At 73.9% G+C, this 18,253-nt stretch carries 18 protein-coding genes; 5 read left to right on the forward strand and 13 right to left on the reverse strand.

Going from position 1 to position 18,253, the window contains the following annotated elements; all coding sequences use genetic code 11:
- Positions 1-8 precede the first annotated feature (8 nt).
- Together Q5694_RS07760 and Q5694_RS07765 are read left to right on the forward strand one after the other, a co-directional pair.
- A complete protein-coding gene (locus Q5694_RS07760) occupies positions 9-2,552 on the forward strand; it encodes an MFS transporter (protein ID WP_333931638.1) in 2,544 nt (847 codons plus the stop codon).
- Between the two features lie 88 nt (positions 2,553-2,640).
- A complete protein-coding gene (locus Q5694_RS07765; RefSeq protein ID WP_333931640.1) occupies positions 2,641-3,462 on the forward strand; it encodes a YceI family protein in 822 nt (273 codons plus the stop codon).
- On the opposite strand, the gene Q5694_RS07770 is transcribed toward Q5694_RS07765, so the two are convergent.
- Positions 3,445-4,146, reverse strand: coding sequence for a GAF and ANTAR domain-containing protein (locus Q5694_RS07770; RefSeq protein WP_333931641.1), 702 nt, complete (start codon positions 4,144-4,146; stop codon positions 3,445-3,447). The genes Q5694_RS07765 and Q5694_RS07770 overlap by 18 nt on opposite strands.
- A 57-nt stretch (positions 4,147-4,203) precedes the next feature.
- On the reverse strand, positions 4,204-4,926 hold the full coding sequence (locus Q5694_RS07775; protein WP_333931642.1) for an ANTAR domain-containing protein: 723 nt from the start codon (positions 4,924-4,926) through the stop codon (positions 4,204-4,206).
- A 219-nt stretch (positions 4,927-5,145) separates the two neighbouring features.
- Between Q5694_RS07775 and Q5694_RS07780 the strand changes: the two genes are divergently transcribed.
- Together Q5694_RS07780 and Q5694_RS07785 are read left to right on the forward strand one after the other, a co-directional pair.
- Complete coding sequence (locus tag Q5694_RS07780) at positions 5,146-5,499, forward strand: STAS domain-containing protein (RefSeq protein ID WP_443040829.1); 354 nt, start codon at positions 5,146-5,148, stop codon at positions 5,497-5,499.
- Between the two features lie 10 nt (positions 5,500-5,509).
- Positions 5,510-5,980, forward strand: coding sequence for a PPOX class F420-dependent oxidoreductase (locus Q5694_RS07785; protein ID WP_333931644.1), 471 nt, complete (start codon positions 5,510-5,512; stop codon positions 5,978-5,980).
- 12 nt (positions 5,981-5,992) lie between these two features.
- Here the strand turns inward: Q5694_RS07785 and Q5694_RS07790 are convergent, their stop codons facing one another.
- The 9 genes from Q5694_RS07790 to Q5694_RS07830 form a co-directional block, all read right to left on the reverse strand.
- Positions 5,993-6,751, reverse strand: coding sequence for a TetR/AcrR family transcriptional regulator (locus Q5694_RS07790; protein ID WP_333931645.1), 759 nt, complete (start codon positions 6,749-6,751; stop codon positions 5,993-5,995).
- Positions 6,752-6,851: 100 nt separating this feature from the next.
- On the reverse strand, positions 6,852-7,037 hold the full coding sequence (locus Q5694_RS07795; protein ID WP_333931646.1) for a hypothetical protein: 186 nt from the start codon (positions 7,035-7,037) through the stop codon (positions 6,852-6,854).
- Positions 7,038-7,096: 59 nt separating this feature from the next.
- Entirely contained in the window at positions 7,097-8,593 is a 1,497-nt protein-coding gene (locus tag Q5694_RS07800; protein WP_333931647.1) for an MFS transporter, read from the reverse strand.
- Between the two features lie 107 nt (positions 8,594-8,700).
- A complete protein-coding gene (locus Q5694_RS07805; protein ID WP_333931648.1) occupies positions 8,701-10,824 on the reverse strand; it encodes an ArnT family glycosyltransferase in 2,124 nt (707 codons plus the stop codon).
- Complete coding sequence (locus Q5694_RS07810) at positions 10,821-12,221, reverse strand: bifunctional glycosyltransferase family 2/GtrA family protein (protein ID WP_333931649.1); 1,401 nt, start codon at positions 12,219-12,221, stop codon at positions 10,821-10,823. Before Q5694_RS07810 ends, Q5694_RS07805 begins: the two co-directional genes overlap by 4 nt.
- Positions 12,222-12,235: 14 nt before the next feature.
- Positions 12,236-13,819, reverse strand: a complete 1,584-nt coding sequence (locus Q5694_RS07815; protein ID WP_333931650.1) for a sensor histidine kinase — start codon at positions 13,817-13,819, stop codon at positions 12,236-12,238.
- 58 nt (positions 13,820-13,877) lie between these two features.
- Complete coding sequence (locus Q5694_RS07820; RefSeq protein WP_333931651.1) at positions 13,878-14,618, reverse strand: response regulator transcription factor; 741 nt, start codon at positions 14,616-14,618, stop codon at positions 13,878-13,880.
- A gap of 107 nt (positions 14,619-14,725) precedes the next feature.
- The gene (locus tag Q5694_RS07825; protein WP_333931652.1) at positions 14,726-15,598 is read right to left on the reverse strand and encodes a DUF2797 domain-containing protein; all 873 of its coding nucleotides are present in this window, start codon (positions 15,596-15,598) and stop codon (positions 14,726-14,728) included.
- A gap of 91 nt (positions 15,599-15,689) precedes the next feature.
- Positions 15,690-16,100, reverse strand: coding sequence for an HGxxPAAW family protein (locus Q5694_RS07830; protein ID WP_333931653.1), 411 nt, complete (start codon positions 16,098-16,100; stop codon positions 15,690-15,692).
- 97 nt (positions 16,101-16,197) lie between these two features.
- On the opposite strand from Q5694_RS07830, the gene Q5694_RS07835 reads away from it, so the two are divergent.
- Positions 16,198-16,674, forward strand: coding sequence for a MarR family winged helix-turn-helix transcriptional regulator (locus Q5694_RS07835; RefSeq protein WP_333931654.1), 477 nt, complete (start codon positions 16,198-16,200; stop codon positions 16,672-16,674).
- Between the two features lie 46 nt (positions 16,675-16,720).
- Here the strand turns inward: Q5694_RS07835 and Q5694_RS07840 are convergent, their stop codons facing one another.
- Together Q5694_RS07840 and Q5694_RS07845 are read right to left on the reverse strand one after the other, a co-directional pair.
- The gene (locus Q5694_RS07840) at positions 16,721-17,761 is read right to left on the reverse strand and encodes a hypothetical protein (RefSeq protein ID WP_333931655.1); all 1,041 of its coding nucleotides are present in this window, start codon (positions 17,759-17,761) and stop codon (positions 16,721-16,723) included.
- The gene (locus Q5694_RS07845) at positions 17,758-18,099 is read right to left on the reverse strand and encodes a PadR family transcriptional regulator (RefSeq protein ID WP_333931656.1); all 342 of its coding nucleotides are present in this window, start codon (positions 18,097-18,099) and stop codon (positions 17,758-17,760) included. The genes Q5694_RS07840 and Q5694_RS07845 overlap by 4 nt, the downstream gene beginning before the upstream one ends.
- Positions 18,100-18,253: the final 154 nt, after the last annotated feature.

The raw sequence follows: 18,253 nt of genomic DNA on the forward strand, positions 1-18,253 counted from the left end.
GGAAGCCCATGGCAACGACCACACCAGCCGGTGTGCGGGCTCATGCCAAGCACGGGGGAGGCTCCCACGGCTCCTCCGGCGACGCTCCGATGACACACCGGCAGATCATGGAGGCCCTCACCGGCCTGCTGCTCGGCATGTTCGTCGCGATCCTGTCGTCGACGATCGTCTCCAACGCCCTGCCCCGCATCATCGGCGACCTCGGTGGCGGCCAGAGCGCCTACACCTGGGTCGTGACCGCGTCCCTGCTGACGATGACCGCCACCACCCCGCTGTGGGGCAAGCTCGCGGACCTGTTCTCCAAGAAGCTGCTGATCCAGATCGCGCTGGTCGTCTTCGTCCTGGGGTCGGCCGCGGCGGGCATGTCGCAGAACCCCGGCATGCTGATCACGTTCCGCGCCGTGCAGGGCATCGGCATGGGCGGTCTGTCCGCCCTGGCCCAGATCATCATGGCGGCGATGATCTCGCCGCGTGAGCGCGGCCGGTACAACGGCTACCTGGGCGCCGTCTTCGCCACCGCGATGGTCGGCGGCCCGCTGGTCGGCGGCGTCATCACCGACACCGACTGGCTCGGCTGGCGCTGGTGCTTCTACGTCGGCGTGCCCTTCGCCGTGATCGCCCTGGTCGTGCTGCAGAAGACCCTGCACCTGCCCGTGGTCAAGCGGAAGGTCAAGGTCGACTGGGCCGGCGCCTTCTTCATCACGGCGGCCGTCTGCCTGTTGCTCATCTGGGTGACCTTCGCCGGTGACAAGTACGACTGGGTCTCCTGGCAGACCTACGCCATGGTCGGCGGTTCCGTGGTGCTGCTGGCGCTGTTCGTCCTGGTCGAGGCCAAGGCGAGCGAGCCGATCATCCCGCTGCGGCTGTTCCGCAACCGCACCATCACGCTGGCCTCGCTGGCCTCGCTGTTCGTCGGTGTCGCGATGTTCGCCGGGACCGTCTTCTTCAGCCAGTACTTCCAGCTGGCCCGGGACAAGTCGCCGACGATGTCCGGTGTCATGACCATCCCGATGATCGCGGGCCTGTTCGTCTCCTCCACCGTCTCCGGCCAGATCATCACCCGCACCGGCCGCTGGAAGGGCTGGCTGCTCGCCGGCGGCGTGCTGGTGACGGCCGGACTCGGGCTGCTGGGCACCATCCGCTACGACACCGAGTACTGGCACATAGCGATCTACATGGCGCTGATGGGCCTCGGCATCGGCATGATGATGCAGAACCTGGTGCTGTGCACGCAGAACCAGGTGGAGGCGGGCGACCTGGGCGCCGCCAGCTCCACGGTGACCTTCTTCCGGTCCCTGGGCGGTGCCGTGGGCGTCTCGGCGCTGGGCGCCGTGCTCGGCAACAAGATCACCGACTACGTCAAGGACGGCCTGGCCGGCCTCGGCGCCAAGGGCGAGGCCCTCGGTCACGCCGGCACGGGCGGCGGCGGCATCCCCGACCTGGACACGATGCCCGCGCCGATCCGCACGGTCGTCGAGAGCGCCTACGGCCACGGCGTCGCGGACGTGTTCCTCTACTCGGCCCCGATGGCCCTGCTCGCCCTGCTGGTGTCGCTGTTCATCAAGGAGGTCCCGTTGAAGACCAGGGGCGCCCTCGCCCAGACGGCGGAACCGCAGACGCCCGCCGGAACCCCCGCCGAAGCGGCCGCCGAGCCCGCCACCGGGGAGAAGGCCGCGCCCTCCTGGGCCGTGCCGGAGACCGGGACCGCCGACGGCACCGGGCCGGAGGGGACGCAGCGGCTCGCCGCCGTGGCGACCGCGGCCCGTCCCGAGCAGCCCGCGCCGGGCGGAGGCGGGGTGCCGGTGCGCGGCTTCGTGCGAGGCAACGAGTCCGCGCCCGTGCCGCAGGCGGCCGTCACGCTCATCTCGCTGGCCGGGCGCCAGCTGGGCCGGTCGGTGGCCCAGGCCGACGGCTCGTACGCGGTGGACGCCCCGGGCGCCGGGTCGTACGTCCTGATCGCCTCCGCCGACGGCTACCAGCCGCAGGCCTCCACGATCGTGGTGAACGGCGAGCCGGTCGCCTACGACGTCCTGCTCAGCGGCACCAGCGGGCTGACCGGCCTGGTGCGCGCCGTGGAGAGCGGGCAGCCGGTCGAGGGCGCCATGGTCATCGTGACCGATGTGCGCGGCGACCTGCTGGCCACCCAGCCCACCGGTGCACAGGGCGAGTTCTCCTTCGCCGAGCTGGTGCCGGGGGCGGTGACCGTCGCGGTGAACGCCGCCGGGTACCGGCCGCGCGCCCTGCCCGTCGAGGTGGGCGGCGCCGGGGTCACCCGGGTCGAGGTCGACCTGGAGGCCGGCGCCCGGGTGCAGGGCGTCGTCCGCGCCCCGCACGGCCCGCTGGCCGACGCCCGGGTGACGCTGGTCGACCAGGCGGGCAACGTCGTCGGCTCGGCCACCACCGGGGCGGACGGGGCCTACGCCTTCACCGACCTGGACGGCGGCGAGTACACCGTCATCGCCACGGGTTACCCGCCGGTGGCCACCGCCCTGACGGTGACCGGCGCCGGCACCGACGCCCACGACATCGAACTCGCCCACCCCGGCGAGTAGCAGACCCCGGCCCGCGGCAGGCGGGCGCGCTTCGAGCGGAGGTGCGCCCCCTGCCGCGGGCCGGTCTCATTCCGAGGAGTTGTACGAGATGGGACTGACCGCGAGGATCCGCACCCGGGACGGATGGGCCGTGTCGCACGCGGTCGTCACGGTGGCGGACATGACCGGCGCGCAGGTGCTGCGGGCCGAGGCCGACGCGGAGGGCGCCGTCCGGGACGCGACACCGCTGCGGCCGGGGGCGTACACGGTGATCGTCACGGCCGTCGGGTACGCGCCCGCCGCGTCGAGCGTAATCGTCACGGCGAGCGGGCGGGCCGAGGCCGGCACCGTGACGCTGGCCCGCCAGGGCGGCACCGAGCTGCCGCCGCCCGGTCCGTGGACCGTCGACCCGGTGCACTCCAGCGTGGCCGCGGTGGCCCAGCACCTGGGCATCTCCAGCGTGCACGGCCGGTTCACGCAGTTCTCCGGCGCGATCGAGATCGCCCCGGACGACGTCACCAAGTCGCGCGTGGAGGCGGTCATCCGGGCCGCGTCCATCGACACCGGCAACGGCATGCGCGACGGGCACCTGAGGTCGCCGGACTTCCTGGACGTCGAGCGCTTCCCGGAGATCACCTTCCGGTCCACCGGTCTGACGGCCACCGGGTCCGACCGGTGGACCGTGCACGGCGAGCTGGGCATGCACGGCGTCGTCCGGCCGGTCGACCTCGACCTGGCCTACCTCGGCACGGGCCCGGACCCGTGGGGCGGCACCCGCGCGGCGTTCCGCGCCACGACCGAACTGCGGCGCGAGGACTTCGCGATGAACTACAACCAGGTCCTGCAGGCGGGCATCGCCGCCATCGGCACGACGCTCAGGGTGGAGCTGGACATCCAGGCCGTGCAGGGCGAGTCACTGCCGGCGGTCTGAGCCCGGGGCGGACACCTTCGCCACCAACTGGCCGCACAGGTCCCGCAGTTTGACGTTGCGGTCCTGTGAGGCCCGGCGCAGCCGCTCCAGCGCGGTGCGCGCGTCGAGGCGCTCGCGGGCCATGAGGATGCCGATGGCCTGGTCGATGACGCTGCGGGAGAGCAGCGCGGTGCGCACGTCGGCCGCGGACTGGCGGCGGCGCTCGATGGCCAGCGCCACGTTGATCGCCTCCCCGGCCCGGGCGGCGAAGGCCCGGGCCGCCTCCCGGCCCGGGCCCAGCTGCCCCGCCCCGGCGCCGTAGTAGTTGATCGCGGCGCCGCTCTCGCCCTCGACGGCGACCGGCACCGCCAGCACGCAGCGGACCCCCACGGACAGGGCGTACTCGGTGTACGCCGGCCAGCGGGTCTCCGCCGCCAGGTCGGGGGAGTACTGCTCGCTGCCGGTCTCGGCGGCGTCCACGCAGGGTCCGGCGCCGTTCTCGTACTGGCGCAGGTCCAGTCCGCTCGGCAGGCCGTCGCTGCCCGCCAGGGTGAGCAGCCGGCCCGCCCGGCGCACGGTGACGCTGCACGCGACGGCGCCCGGCACCTCCTGGACCGCGCGGTCGGTCAGATCACGCAGCAGGGTGTCGAGACCACTGCTGCGCACCATCGCCTGGTCCAGCGTGCCGGACGTCTCGGAACTCATGCCGGTACGTGTATCCCGTCGCTGCCCGAACACGCCCCGCGGGCGAACGGGCTCCGCTCAGGGAGTGTTGTGGGTGTCGACGATCCGGCGGGCGATGTCGCGCAGTTTCACGTTCTCCCGCTGGGAGGCGCGCACCAGGCTCTCGAAGGCCGCGGCCGCGTCGATGCCCTGGCGTTCCATCAGGATGCCGGTGGCCTGGCCGATGAGGTCCCGGGTGTGCATGGCCTCGGTCAGCTGCTCGCGCACGGTGGCGGAGTCCAGGGCGATGCTGACGTGCGCGGTGAACAGCCGGCCGATGCGCGTGGCGTCCTCGTCGAAGGCACCCGGCTTGCGCGCGTAGGCGGTGAGCACGGTCAGCCGGCGCCGGTCGGCGCGCAGCCGCAGCGACAGCGCCGAGCGCAGGCCCAGCGCCGCCAGCACGTCCCCGCCGTCGTCGGCCTCGCTGTCCGGCATCGACGCCACGGGGCTGTCCCACAGACGCTCCCAGTGCCCGTGCTGCTCGCCGCCGGTGTGGCCGGCCTCGGCCGAGCGGACCACGTCGTCGGTCCAGGCGAGCGTGCGCGGCGTGGTGCCGCGCTCGATCTCGGAGATGCCGGCGTGCTCGGCCCCCGGCAGGATGTCCACCGCGAGGCGGGCCGCCGTGCGGAGGGTGCTGTCCGGTGTGAGGGTCTCGTGCAGTTGCTGAGAAGCCACCGTGAGCGCGTCGGCCAGCTCGAAGCCAGCCGGAAAACGGGGCAAACCAGGAAACTCGGACGCAGCCACCACGAACCTCTTCGGCATGCACGGCCATGGCCGTGCGCAGGAGAGCTCCGCAGCACATTCCCGACTGCGAGCACAGGACGGACAGCACTCTAACTGTTCGGTTGCCTCGAGGTGACGCCCGGCCGACGGCGGCCGGGCCGGGGTCGCTTCCGTCTTCGCCGCCCGGCGTGATGAAATGGCTACGGGTCAGGAAGCGGCCTTACCGGTACCCGGACGAACGTCTGCCAGGTGAGCGCCGTGACCTTCTTGCCGAATCCCACAGAGCCGCACGACCTGCCCGGCCGCGTCCATCTCTCCATGCCCGCGGAGATCGACTTCTGCACCGCCGGCGAGCTGCTGCCGCAGATCATGACCGCGGCGCGGGACCGCGGTGACCGGCTGGAGGTCCTCGTCCTGGACCTGACCACGACCTCCTTCATGGACTCCCAGGGCATCCGCCTGATCAACGAGGTGCGGCACGGCCTGCGTCCCGGCGCCCGGGTGCGTCTGGTGGCCCGCCCGGAGGGCATCGCGAGCCGCGTGCTGGAGCTGACGGGGATGCGCCGGGACGTGCCCGTGTACGACAACCTCGCCGAGGCCCTGGCGACGTAGGCTGCCGGGCATGGCACCGAACATCGCGACGAACACCCGCGTCTCCCTGGACGAGTTGCTCGACTTCGTGCGCCCCCGCCACCACGCGATCCTGCTCACCCGCAGGGGTGACGGCAGCCCCCAGGGCTCACCGCTCACCTGCGGGGTGGACGACTCGGGCCGGATCGTGGTCTCGACGTACCCGGAGCGGGCCAAGACCCGCAACGCCAAGCGGGACCCGCGCGTGAGCCTGATCGTGCTCAGCGACGACTGGAACGGTGCCTGGGTGCAGATCGACGGCACGGCCGAGGTCGTCGACGCACCCGACTCCGTCGAGCCGCTCGTGGAGTACTACCGGAACATCGCCGGGGAGCACCCGGACTGGGACGAGTACCGCGCGGCCATGGTGAAGCAGGGCAAGTCGATCATCCGCATCACCCCGCAGCGGTGGGGGCCGGTGGCCACGGGCGGTTTCCCGGCGCGGCTCGTCGAGGGGGAGTAGGGCTCCGGGTCCTCACGCGCGGCGGGCCATCGCCTCGATGCCGGCGATCAGCAGCTCGAGCGCGAACTCGAAGTCGCGCTCCAGCATCTCGGCGACGGTGTCGCCGCCGCGCGCCGCCATGATCTCCTGGGACTCCCGGACGACGTCGGCGGCCTGCGGGGCGGACCGGACGGTGGTCAGGGCCTCCTGGAAGTACTCGTCGACCGTCAGGCCGCCGGCCGCGGCCCGCGCGGCGAGATGGCCCTCCAGGGTGCCGTAGCCGTAGACGAACTGGAAGACGGCGGAGATCGTGCTGGTCATGCGTTTCGCGGGCAGCCCCGTGCGGCGGACCACGCGCTGGACCACCCGGGAGAACGCCAGGTTGTTGGGGCCGATGTTGAGGTAGGCGCCGACCAGCGGGGACACCCAGGGGTGGCGCACCAGCAGAGACCGGTACTCGTGGGCCAGCGCCCGCACCTGGTCGCGCCAGTCCTCCCCGGCGTCCGGGTCGGGCAGCCGCATCTCGCCCATGACCTCGTCCAGGGCGAGTTCGAGCAGGTCGTCCTTGGTGTCGACGTACCAGTAGACGGACATCGCGGTGACGTTCAGTTCGCCGGCGAGGCGCCGCATCGAGAACCCGGCCAGGCCCTCCGCGTCCAGCAGACGCACGCTGGCCCCGACGATGCGCGTGCGGTCCAGCCCCGAGGGCTGTCCGCCGCCGCGCCGCCGGTCCGCCTTGCCCTCCAGCCAGACGCTGGTGCGCGGCCTGTCCTGCCGGGCCGTCCTCGCCATGGCGCACCTTCCTCGATCTTCGAGACGCGGCTCATGCTAGACGCGCCGTCACCTGCGGGGGCGGGACCGTGTCCGCACGACGACGGCCGGCTCCGAGCCCTCAGGCGGCTTCTGCCCGCTCGGCCCGCCGGAGCAACGCGGCCGCGACCAGTCCGCCCGCCAGCACGGCGACCGCCCCGACCAGCTGGCTGGTCTCCAGGCCGGAGGCGAACGCGTCGGAGATGCGGGCCTTCTCCTCGGCCGAGTCCGCCGCCGCCAGCGCCGCCGGCAGCGAGGCCGCGGACACCGCGCCGTCACCTGCGGGGGCGGGACCGTGTCCGCACGACGACGGCCGGCTCCGAGCCCTCAGGCGGCTTCTGCCCGCTCGGCCCGCCGGAGCAACGCGGCCGCGACCAGTCCGCCCGCCAGCACGGCGACCGCCCCGACCAGCTGGCTGGTCTCCAGGCCGGAGGCGAACGCGTCGGAGATGCGGGCCTTCTCCTCGGCCGAGTCCGCCGCCGCCAGCGCCGCCGGCAGCGAGGCCGCGGACACCGCGACGAGCGAGGCGAAGCGGGAGTTGAGCACGGCCCCGAGGACGGCGACTCCCAGCCCGTTGCCGAACTCCGCGAGCGTGCCGTTGATCCCCGCGCCCACGCCCGCCTTCTCGGGCGGGATCGCCCCCATGATCGCGTTGGCCATCGCGGGCATCGACAGGGCGACGCCGGCACCCATCACGACCAGCCCGACCAGCATCCCGCCGTACCCGTGCCCGCCGAGCAGCGCGATCGCCGCGAGGCCCGCCGACACCAGGGTCATGCCGATCGCGATCGCCGCGGGCGTGCCCGCCTTGAGCACCAGCTTCGCCCCGACGCCGGTGAAGTTGAGCGCCACGACCGTCAGCGCCAGCGGCGCGGTCCGCAGCCCCGCGTCCAGCGGCTCGTGACCGAGGACGAACTGCAGGTGCTGGGTGAGCAGGAACAGCGACCCCGTCATGCCGAACGCCACGAGGACCGCTCCCGCGACCGCGCCGACGAACCGCTGGTCGCGGAAGAAGTGCATGTCGAGCATCGGGTGCTCGGTGCGCAACTCCCACAGCACGAACAGGCCGAGCACCGCCAGGCCGATCAGCGCGGGGACGAGCACCCGGGCCGAGGTCCAGCCGTGTTCGGGCCCGGTGATGATGGCGTAGACGGCGGCCGTCATGCCGACGGTCGACAGCACCGCCCCGAGCAGGTCGGGCCGGTCGCCGGCCTTGTGCTTCGACTCCGGCACGAGCGCGGCGACCGCAACCAGGCCGAGCAGGGCGACGGGGATGTTGACGATGAAGATCGCGCCCCACCAGAAGTGGTCGAGCATCACCCCGCCGATCAGCGGCCCGGCCGCGAATCCCAGCGAACTGACCGTCGACCACAGCGCGATGGCCTTCACCCGTTCCTGGTCGTCGAAGATCTGCACGACGACGGCGAGGGTGGTGGTCATCAGCAGGGCGCCGCCGACGCCCATACCCGCACGTGCCGCGATGAGCTGGCCCGGGCTCTGGGACAGCCCGGCGGCGAGTGAGCCCAGGCCGAAGACGGCCAGGCCCGACATCAGCATCAGCTTGCGGCCGTAGCGGTCGGCGGAGTTGCCCGCGGTGAGCAGCAGCCCCGACTGCACCAGCGAGTAGGCGTTGATCATCCACTGGACGTCGGCGGTCGAGGCCCCCATCTCGCGGGTGAGCGAGGGGATCGCCACGTTCAGGATCGTGTTGTCGAGCAGCACGGTGAGCTGCGCCAGGCAGATGACACCGAGGATCAGCCAGCGTCGGGGATGGCCGGAGCGCGCCGCCTGGGGCGGGGCCGTCTCCTGGGGGGACGTCGTCATGCTGTACACCGTAGAACAGCTCTCTTACGGCGTACAACGGAGTTTCCGCGGGACCGCCGCGGGGCGGTGGCCGGTGGCCACCGCCCCGCGACCGCGACCGGGGCGGGTCAGCCGCCCGCCGCGCGCGTGAGGTCGTAGAAGGTGGACGAACCCACCGTGACCTCGGTGAAGTTGGCCTCCACCCAGGACGTGATCTGCGCCGACGTGCCGTCGCCGGCGCCCGTGCCGCCGCCCGTGCCGGAGGCGACGAAGTAGTGGATCCTGCCGTCGGCCACGTACCGCCGGAACTGGGCGAGGGTCGGCGACGGGTCGGTTCCGTTGAAGCCGCCGACGGCCATCACCGCCTCACCGGTGGACAGCTGGTAACTCGCCGCGTTCTGGGCGCCGACGGCCGCCGCGACCCAGGTGTACCGGTCGGCGTCGGTCGTGAGCAGTTGCTTCGCCCCCTTGCTCACGGACGCGCCGTCGAGCAGGCCGGATGCGCCCCCACCGCCTCCCGCCCGCCCGGGCTGTCCCGGCGCCCGCCCGCCCTGCCGGCTGCCGCCCTGCCCCGGCATGCCACCGCCGGGGAAGCCCTCGCCCGGCTGTGCCTGGGCCGTGCCGGTGCCGTCACGCCGGCTCGGACCACCACCCGGCAAGCCGTCACCGCCGGGGCCGCCGCCCGGCAAGCCCCGGCCGCCGGTGACCGCGGGACCCGCCGTGACGATGGATCCCGAGTGCCCCTGGTTCACCGTCGTCAGCGTGTACGCCGCCGGGCCGGCCAGCGCCGCCGCGAGGCCCAGCCCGGCCACGCCGAGCGCCGGCCACCGCCCCAGCCGGCCGGCGAAGACCAGCCCCAGGGCCGCCGTGAGACCTCCGGCCAGGACGCACCACTTGAGCCACGGCAGGTAGCCGGAGGACCGGTCGAGCAGGACGTACCCCCAGGCCGCCGTCGCCGTCGTCGCGCCGGCCAGGACCAGGGACGCCCACACCCTGTGCCGCTGCTCCCAGAGCAGGACCGCGCCCATGCCGGTCAGCGCGGCCACGCAAGGGGCCAGGGCCACCGTGTAGTACTCGTGGAAGATGCCGCGCATGTAGCTGAAGACCAGCATGGTCGTGATCAGGGCACCGCCCCAGAGCAGGAACGCGCCGCGCGTCGCGGAGGTGCGCCGGGCCCCGCGCGTGGCCACCAGCGCGGCGATCAGCAGGAGCAGTGCGGCCGGGATCAGCCAGGAGATCTGACCGCCGAGGGAGGAACCGAACAACCGGTCCCAGCCGGTCTCGCCCCAGCTGCCGCCGCGGCCACCGCCCCCCTGGCCGCCGACGCTGCCGGTCTCGTCGCCGTCGAGGCGGCCGAGACCGTTGTAGCCGAAGGTGAGTTCCAAAAAGCTGTCGTTCTGCGAGCCGCCGACGTACGGGCGGGAGGAGGCGGGCCACAGCTCGACGATCGCCACCCACCAGCCGCCCGAGACCAGGATCGCGGCCAGGCCCGCGGCGAGCTGCCCGATCCGCCGCTTCACCGGCACCGGCGCACAGACGCCGTACACCAGGGCGAGCGGTGGGAGGATCAGGAACGCCTGGAGGGTCTTGGCGAGGAACGCGAACCCGATCGCCGCACCGGCCCACACCAGCCACCGGGTCCGGCCGTCCTCCAGCGCCCGCAGGACGAAGTAGCAGGCCAGCGTCGTCAGCAGGGCCAGCATCGCGTCCGGGTTGTTGAAGCGGAACATCAGCGCGGCGACCGGAGTGAGGGCGAGCACCGCGCCCGCGATCAGTCCGGCCGCGGGAGCGAACCGGCGGCGGACGGCCGCGTACACGACCGCGACCGTGCCGACGCCCATCAGCACCTCGGGGACGAGGATCGCCCACGAACCGAGTCCGAAGAGCCGGACGGACAGGGCCATCGGCCACAGCGCGGCCGGGGGCTTGTCGACGGTGATGGCGTTCGCCGCGTCCAGCGAGCCGAAGAAGAAGGCCTTCCAGGACTGGCTGCCGGCCTGGACGGCGGCCGAGTAGAAGGAGTTGGCGTAACCGGAGGCGCTCAGGTTCCACAGGTAGAGCAGGGCGGTGGCGAGCAGCAGCGCGAGGAAGGCCGGCCGGGCCCAGCGGGGGTCCTCGGGCCGTCCGCGCCGGAGGCGGAGCGGCAGGGGCCGGCGGGGTACCTCGGGGGCGGGTTCGGGGGCCGCGTGGCGGGGCCCCGTGCCGGACGGTGACCCGGCGCCGCCGGCCGGCCCGCGGTGGTGGACGGTCATCGGAGGTCCCCCGGGTCACAGTCGTGCGGGTGAGCCGGCCGCGACGGCGGGCCGGAGTGGTGGTCGTCGTGGGGCTGCTGGATCACCCGTCGTGGGAGTGGGCCGTGCGACGGCGTCCGCGGCGCCTGGCTGCCGGCCGGCCGCGGCGGACCGCCCGTGCCTCGGTCGGGGAAGACCCACGCCCGGAGGAGCAGGAAGCGCAGCACGGTGGCCGCGAGGTTGGCGGCGACGAGGACGGCCAGTTCCGTGGAGTGGGCGGGCGCGGCGGTGGCCGCGTCGAGCGCGGCGAGCGAACCGCTGGTCAGCACGAGCCCGATGCCGAACACCACCAGCCCTTGCGCCTGGTGGCGCACGGCCCCGCCGCGCCCCCGCACCCCGAAGGTGAGCCGCCGGTTGGCCGCGGTGTTGGCGACCGCGGAGACGAGCAGGGCGAGGGCGTTGGCGGTCTGGGAGCCCGTGAGGATCCGGAAGCCGCTGTAGAGCAGCAGGTAGAACAGGGTGGAGAGGGCACCGACCACGCCGAACCCGACGAGCTGGCGGGCCAGTCCGTGCGGCACGCCCTCGATCTCGCGGTCGCGCGGGTCGTCGCCGAACGGCCGGGCCAGCCTCTCCAGCGGCAGCGAGCCGGTGGCCAGGGCCCTGCCGACCCGCCACACGCCCTTGAGGTCGTCGGTCGCGGTCCGCACGAGGTGCACGGTGGAGTCGGGGTCGTCCACCCAGTCGACCGGCACCTCGTGGATGCGCAGCCCGGCGCGTTCGGCGAGGACCAGCATCTCGGTGTCGAAGAACCAGCCGGTGTCCTCGATCAGGGGCAGCAGCACCTGCGCCACGTCACGGCGGACGGCCTTGAACCCGCACTGCGCGTCGGAGAAGCGGGCCTGCAGGGAACCGCGCAGGAGGAGGTTGTAGGCCCGGCTGATGAACTCCCGCTTGGGCCCGCGCACCACGCGGGAGCTGCGGGACAGCCGGGAGCCGATCGCGAGGTCCGAGTGGCCGGAGATCAGCGGCGCCACCAGCGGGAGCAGGGCGTTGAGGTCGGTGGACAGGTCCACGTCCATGTAGGCGAGGACGGGGGCGTCCGAGGCCGACCAGACGGCCCGCAGGGCCCGGCCCCGGCCCTTCTGTTCCAGCCGGACGCCGTCGACCTCGGGGAGCTCCGCCGCCAGCCGGGCCGCGACCCGGGGGGTGGTGTCCGTGGAGGCGTTGTCCGCGATCGTGATGCGGAACGGGTAGGGGAAGGTGCGGGCGAGGTGTGCGTGCAGCCGGCGGACGCACGGCTGGAGGTCCCTCTCCTCGTTGTGGACGGGGACCACTACGTCCAGGACCGGCGTACCGGCCGGCGCTGCCGGGAGGTGCTCCCGCGCCGGCAGGGTGCCGGGGAAAGAGTCGGTTCGCATGGGACCGACTGTGCTCAGGCGCCCTGTCGCGCCCGTGTGGTGACGCTGTGGCCCGTCTGTGAGTCCGGCCGCTCGTCCGGATCGTGGTGCGGCGGGTGCGCCGGGGCGGGCAGGCGCAGCGTGAACACGGTCCGCCCCGGCACGCTGTCGACGGTCACGGCACCGCCGTGCGCGGTCGCCACGGCCTGCACGATGGCGAGGCCGAGACCGGTCGAGCCGGTGGCCCGGGAGCGTGCGGAGTCCCCGCGGGCGAACCGCTCGAAGACGTGCGGCAGCAGCTTCGCCGGAACGCCCGGCCCGTCGTCCTGCACGTCGACGCACACCCAGGGGCCGTCGCGCCGGACGCGGGCGGTCACGGTCGTGCCGGGCGGGGTGTGGGTACGGGCGTTGCCCAGGAGGTTGACCAGGACCTGCTGCAGCCGGGCCGCGTCCGCCGCCACGGGCACGGGCCCGTCGGGCAGGTCGAGCCGCCAGCCGTGGTCCTGGCCGGCCGCGCGGGCGTCGCTGACGGTGTCCACGACGAGCGGCACGAGGTCGGTCGGCCCGAACCGCAGCGGCCGCCCGGCGTCCAGGCGGGCGAGCAGCAGCAGGTCCTCGACGAGCAGGGTCATGCGGCCGGCCTCGGACTCGATCCTCCGGAGGGCGTGCCGGGTGTCGGGCCCGACCTGTTCGCGTCCGCGCCGGGTGAGTTCCGCGTACCCGCGGATGGAGGCGAGGGGGGTGCGCAGTTCGTGACTGGCGTCGGCGACGAACTGCCGGACCCGCGTCTCGCTGCGCTGCCGGGCGTGCAGCGCGCCGTGCACGTGGTCGAGCATCCGGTTCAGCGCGGCCCCGACCTGCCCGACCTCGGTGTGCGGATCGGTCTCGGAGTCGGGCACCCGTTCACGGAGATTCACCTCGCCGCTGTGCAGGGGCAGTTCGGACACGCGGGTGGCGGTGGCGGCGACCCGGCGCAGGGGGCGGGTGGCCACGCCGATGAGCACGGACCCGGCGACGGCCGCGGCGACCAGCCCGGCACCGGTGAGGCTGACCTCGACGAGAACCAGGGTGCTCACGGTGGTGTCGACCGACTCGGTGGGCAGGGCGGCGTAGTAGCCGCCCCCGTCCGTACCGGGGGTGTACTGCACGCGGTACGCGCCCAGGCCGGGGATGTCGACCGTGTGGACGCCCCGGGCCGGCACCGCGGCGAGGGCGCTCCTCTGCTCGCCGGTCAGGCCGACGGCCGCGTTCCGCTGGAAGGGACCGTCGTCCGCGGTCTGTTCGGCGAGGGCCGCCCGGGTGACCGTGCCGCCGGCGGCGACCTCGGCGGCGATGGTCCCCGGCTGCGCCGGCCCCCGGACGAAGCCCGTGATCCGGTCCGCTTCCGTCGGTTCGGGGTCGTTGTCCTTCCGGCCGGGCTTCAAGGGCGCCGACAGACGCCTGCCGGCATCCTCGACCTGCCCGTCCAGCTGCTCGTACAGGTGGGACCTGAGCGCGAGGGTCGTCACCGTGCCGATCACCGCGCACACCACCGCGATCAGCACCACGGACGCGACGACGAGCCGCGTGCGCAGCGTGCGCGGCCGGAGCGCGGGAGTCCACCCCCTCCCCGACTTCACCTCCCGTGAGCCCACCGGCCGCCCGTCCCGCTCCGCCCGCCCGGCCGTCGCCGTCCGCTCACGACGCCGCGGGCTTGATCAGGTAGCCGGCGCCGCGCCGTGTGTGGATCATCGGCTCGCGCCCGGCGTCGATCTTCCGCCGCAGGTAGGAGATGTACAGCTCGACGACGTTGGCCTGCCCGCCGAAGTCGTACGACCAGACCCGGTCGAGGATCTGGGCCTTGCTGAGCACGCGCCGCGGATTGCGCATCAGGAACCGCAACAGCTCGAACTCGGTCGCGGTCAGATGGATGCCGTCCCCGCCCCGGGTCACCTCGTGGCTGTCCTCGTCCAGGGTCAGGTCCCCCACGACCAGCACCGAGTCGGACCGCCGGTCGGCCGCGCCGGAGCGCCGGATCAGCCCCCGCAGCCGTGCCACGACCTCCTCCAGGCTGAACGGCTTGGTGACGTAGTCGTCGCCGCCCGCGGTGAGCCCGGCGATCCGGTCCTCCACCGCGTCCCTGGCGGTGAGGAACAGCACCGGCACGTCCGGCAGCTCCCGCCGCAGCCGCCCGAGGACGGACAGCCCGTCCATGTCGGGCAGCATCATGTCGAGCACGACGGCGTCGGGCCGGAAGGCGCGGGCGGCCCGGACGGCGCCCATGCCGTCACCGGCGCTCCGGATCTGCCACCCCTCGTAGCGCAGGGCCATGGACAGCAGCTCGGTGATCGACATCTCGTCGTCCACCACCAGCACGCGGACGGGGCTCCCGTCCGGCCTCAGCAGTTCGGTGCGCCCCTGGGGCGAGGTCGTCGTCATGGCAACACGGTGTCGGCGCGCTCTGAGAGCGCCCTTTGCCGTGTCTGTGATTTCCCTGAGAAACACACAGGCGCCTCTCAGGCGCGTGCCGGAGGCCCGGCCCGCCCTCAGAACAGCCCGTCCTGCACCCCGGCGTCCTCCGTGAACCGCCGTACCGGCAGCTCCCGTTCACCCCCCTGGGCGGGACCAAGCTGCCACCCGGTCATCAGCCGCGTGTCGAGCACGAGGACACCGTGCCCGGTGTCCAGGTGAAGGTCGGGTCCCGCGGCGGCGACCAGTTCCCCGCCGACCGCCCCGCCCGCGACCAGCTCGCGCACCTCCCCCACGGCGGCGGGCAGCCCCGCCAGCCCGAACACGCCCACGTGATCGACGACCCGCAGCGGCTCCCGTGCCAGCGACTCCGGCCACGCCGGGAGCGCGACGGCCCGCGCGTGCAACTCCGTGATCTCCCCGGCCCGCTCCGCCTCGCTGCCGGGCAACGCCGAGCGCACGGCCCGCTTGCCGGCGTACGGAATCCGGTCGGGCACCCGCAGGGCGGCCCGCAGCAGCTCCTCGGTGCGCCGGGCGGCCATCAGCGGCCCCACGCCGAGCCAGCTGAAGCAGACGGCGCCCTGCTCCAGCAGCCGGGCCGGTCCCCGCTCCTCGGCGGTGATCCCGACCTTGACCATGCCGGGCCCGAACCACGCCAGGTAGACGCGGTACGGCCTCGGATCGCCGGCCAGGGTGTCCGCCGCCACGGAATGGGCCCGGTCCAGCCGCGCGCACTCCTCGCACCGGGCCCCCGTACTGCGCCCCGGCACGGGCGCGGCGGCCGGGCACGCGTGCCCCCGCGCGCCCAGGCAGGTCCGCCCGCCCCCTTCCGCGACCCCGAAGGCCACCCGTTTCCCGCGGGTCAGCGCGCTGCGCCGCCCGCCGGACCACACCAGCACGGGACCGTCCGCCGACCAGCGCAGCCCCGAGCACCTCCATGCCTGTGCCATCACTGCCGAGAGTAGGGGGAGCCACTGACAGTGGCTGCGGCCACCGGACAGTGGCTGTGACCACCGGGCCGGACAGGACCGGGCGCCCGGATCAGCGGGCGGTGTCCGTCCCGGCCGCGCCCACCAGGGCCGCTTCCGGCTCGGCCGCGCCGGACCGCACGGGCACCGCTGCGGTCTCCCGCCCGGCACGCTCCACGCGCCGCCGCCCTCGTCCGGCCAGCCGGCACCCGAGGCAGTCCGCGTGCCCGCCCGGTGCCGCCGAGTCCCGCACCCGCCACCCCCACTCCTCGCGGGGCCGCGCGCCCGGGCCCTTGCCCCAGCCGGCGAGGTGCAGGGCCCAGGTGACCAGGAGGCCGGCCACGCCGATGCCGAGCCCGGCGGCGATCAGCGGGCCCGAGACGGTGCAGACACCCACCCCGGCCACGGCGGCCCCGACGGTGGCGATTCCGCATCCGACCCATCCGGCGGCCGTGTGCCCGTGGTCATACTGATGTGCGCTCACGTGCATCCTCCGATCGAGGGCTCGGCCTGTCGGGCAGAACCCCTCACGAGCTAAGAGTTTAACAACCCAAACATCTCACGAACTAAGGGATCTGGGAATGCAAGCCAAGCCGCGTCCGGCCGCCACGCCGGAGCAGGCACTGTCGGCGATGGACCAGCTCATCGCGACGCACCTGGTCGGACAGCACGAGATCGCCCAGCAGGTGGGCCTGAGCGTGACCGACCTCACCTGCTTCGGCTATGTCATCGAGGCCGGTGAGAACCACCCCACGGCGGGAGACCTGGCAGCGCGCGTCCACGTCACCACCGGCGCGGTCACGGGCATCCTGAACCGGCTCGAACGCGCCGGCTACATCACCCGCCTCCCCGACCCGGCCGACCGCCGCCGGGTGCGCGTGGCCGCCCGGCCCGACGCGGTCGCCCGGGTGCGCGAGGTCTACGAGCCGTACTACGCCCGTCTCGGGGCGCTCTTCGCGGACTACACCCCGGACGAGATCGCCGTGCTCACGGACTGGTTCACCCGGGCCTCCTCCCTGGCCGCGAACTACCTGGAGGAGTACTGCCGCCCCGACTGACCGGGGCGCTGCCCTGCCCGGCGGGCCACCCGGTACGGTGCGCCGTTCATCGGGCCGGGGACCGGCCGCCGGAGGCGGACTGCCTGATCCACAGCCGGGCCGTGCGCCCGATCCAGTAGACCGCGGCGACCGCGTAGATCCACAGCCGCGGGGACGACAGGTCCGCGTCGCGCAGTTCGTCGGCGACGAGCGCGACCACGAGGACGGCCAGCGCGGTGGCGCCGTACAACTTGCGCCGCGCCAGCCGGCGCTCGCGCCGGGGGCCGTCGGCCAGGCGCAGCGCGTAGACCTCGGCGCTGCCGAAGGCCTCCTCCGCGCTGTCGCCGGAGGCGGCCAGATGCTGACGGGCCTCCTGCACGTGCGCCCGCGCCTCGGCGGCGGACAGGGCGTGCCGCCCGCGCAGCAGACCCTCGACACGGGACAGCCAGCGCTCGTCGCCACCCCGGAGCACCGGGGTGAACCAGCGGTCCACGGTGGCGTCGGGGAAGGCGACGGCCGCCGCGGTCAGCGCCGCACCCGCCACCGCGAGCGCGGGGACCGGGAAGGTGAACAGCGGCTCGCCGGGCAGGAACCCGGCGACGGCGCCTCCGCCGCCCACCGCCACGAGCGCCGCCGCCGCGAAGGCCCACGACCCGGCGATCCGCCCGGCGGCCCGGGCGGTGAAGGCGAGGGAGACCAGGACGGCGGTCAGGACGACGGCGGTGAACGCCGCGATCGAGGACCAGCCGACGTCCGCCCACAGGCCGTCGTCGATCCACCGCAGCACGCCGACGACGACTCCCGCCGCGCCGAGTGTCGCCAGCGAGGCGGTGAGGCGTCCCCCCGGAGTGAGACCGCGTGCGTCGACGCGGGCCCGGTCCTCCTCGCCGATCCGCTCCGCCGCCACGGCGCGCGCGTACGCCACCGGGTCGCCGAAGAGGTCCTGCGGCGTCCGGCCCGTCTCGGTCACGGCGTCGTGCGCCTCCGCCAGGACCTGCCGGATCAGGCCGGCGGGCGCCTGCTGGTCGAGCGTGAGGCGCAGTTCGACCACCGCCGCCCACGCCTCGTCCTCCTCGCGCGCCCAGCCGGGCTTCTGCGTCGTGGTCACAACGATCCCCCTTCACGGTCCCCGACGAGCGTCGCGACGGCACGGCCGAGGTCCTGCCACGCGGCGGTCTCGCGCCGCAGCCGTTCCCGTCCGGCCTCGGTGATGCGGTAGTACTTCCGGCCGGGCCCGCCTTCCCCGGCACCCCACTCGATCTCGACCGCGCCCTCTTCCTCCAGACGCGTCAGAGCGGGGTACAGGGTCGCGGCCTTCACGCCCTCCAGCCCCGCCTCGGCGAGGCGGCTCAGCAGCGCGTACCCGTAGTTCCTCTCCTCGGAGTCCAGCACCCCGAGCAGGCAGAGGGGCAACACCGCCCGCGTCCACGCCGTGTTCACCGCCACCGGTGCCCCTCCCGGGGTTCTGATCGACGAACTATTCGAATAATCAGAATAGTCGGCCATGGAGAGGTAATGCGCAAGGGCTGTCCATCGCGGCGCCACGGACGGCGAGTTGGCCCGGTCCGCACGGAGAAACGCCAGAGGCCCCGGATCTCTC

It is taken from the genome of Streptomyces sp. AHA2, from assembly GCF_036857595.1.
Taxonomy (GTDB): Bacteria; Actinomycetota; Actinomycetes; order Streptomycetales; family Streptomycetaceae; genus Streptomyces.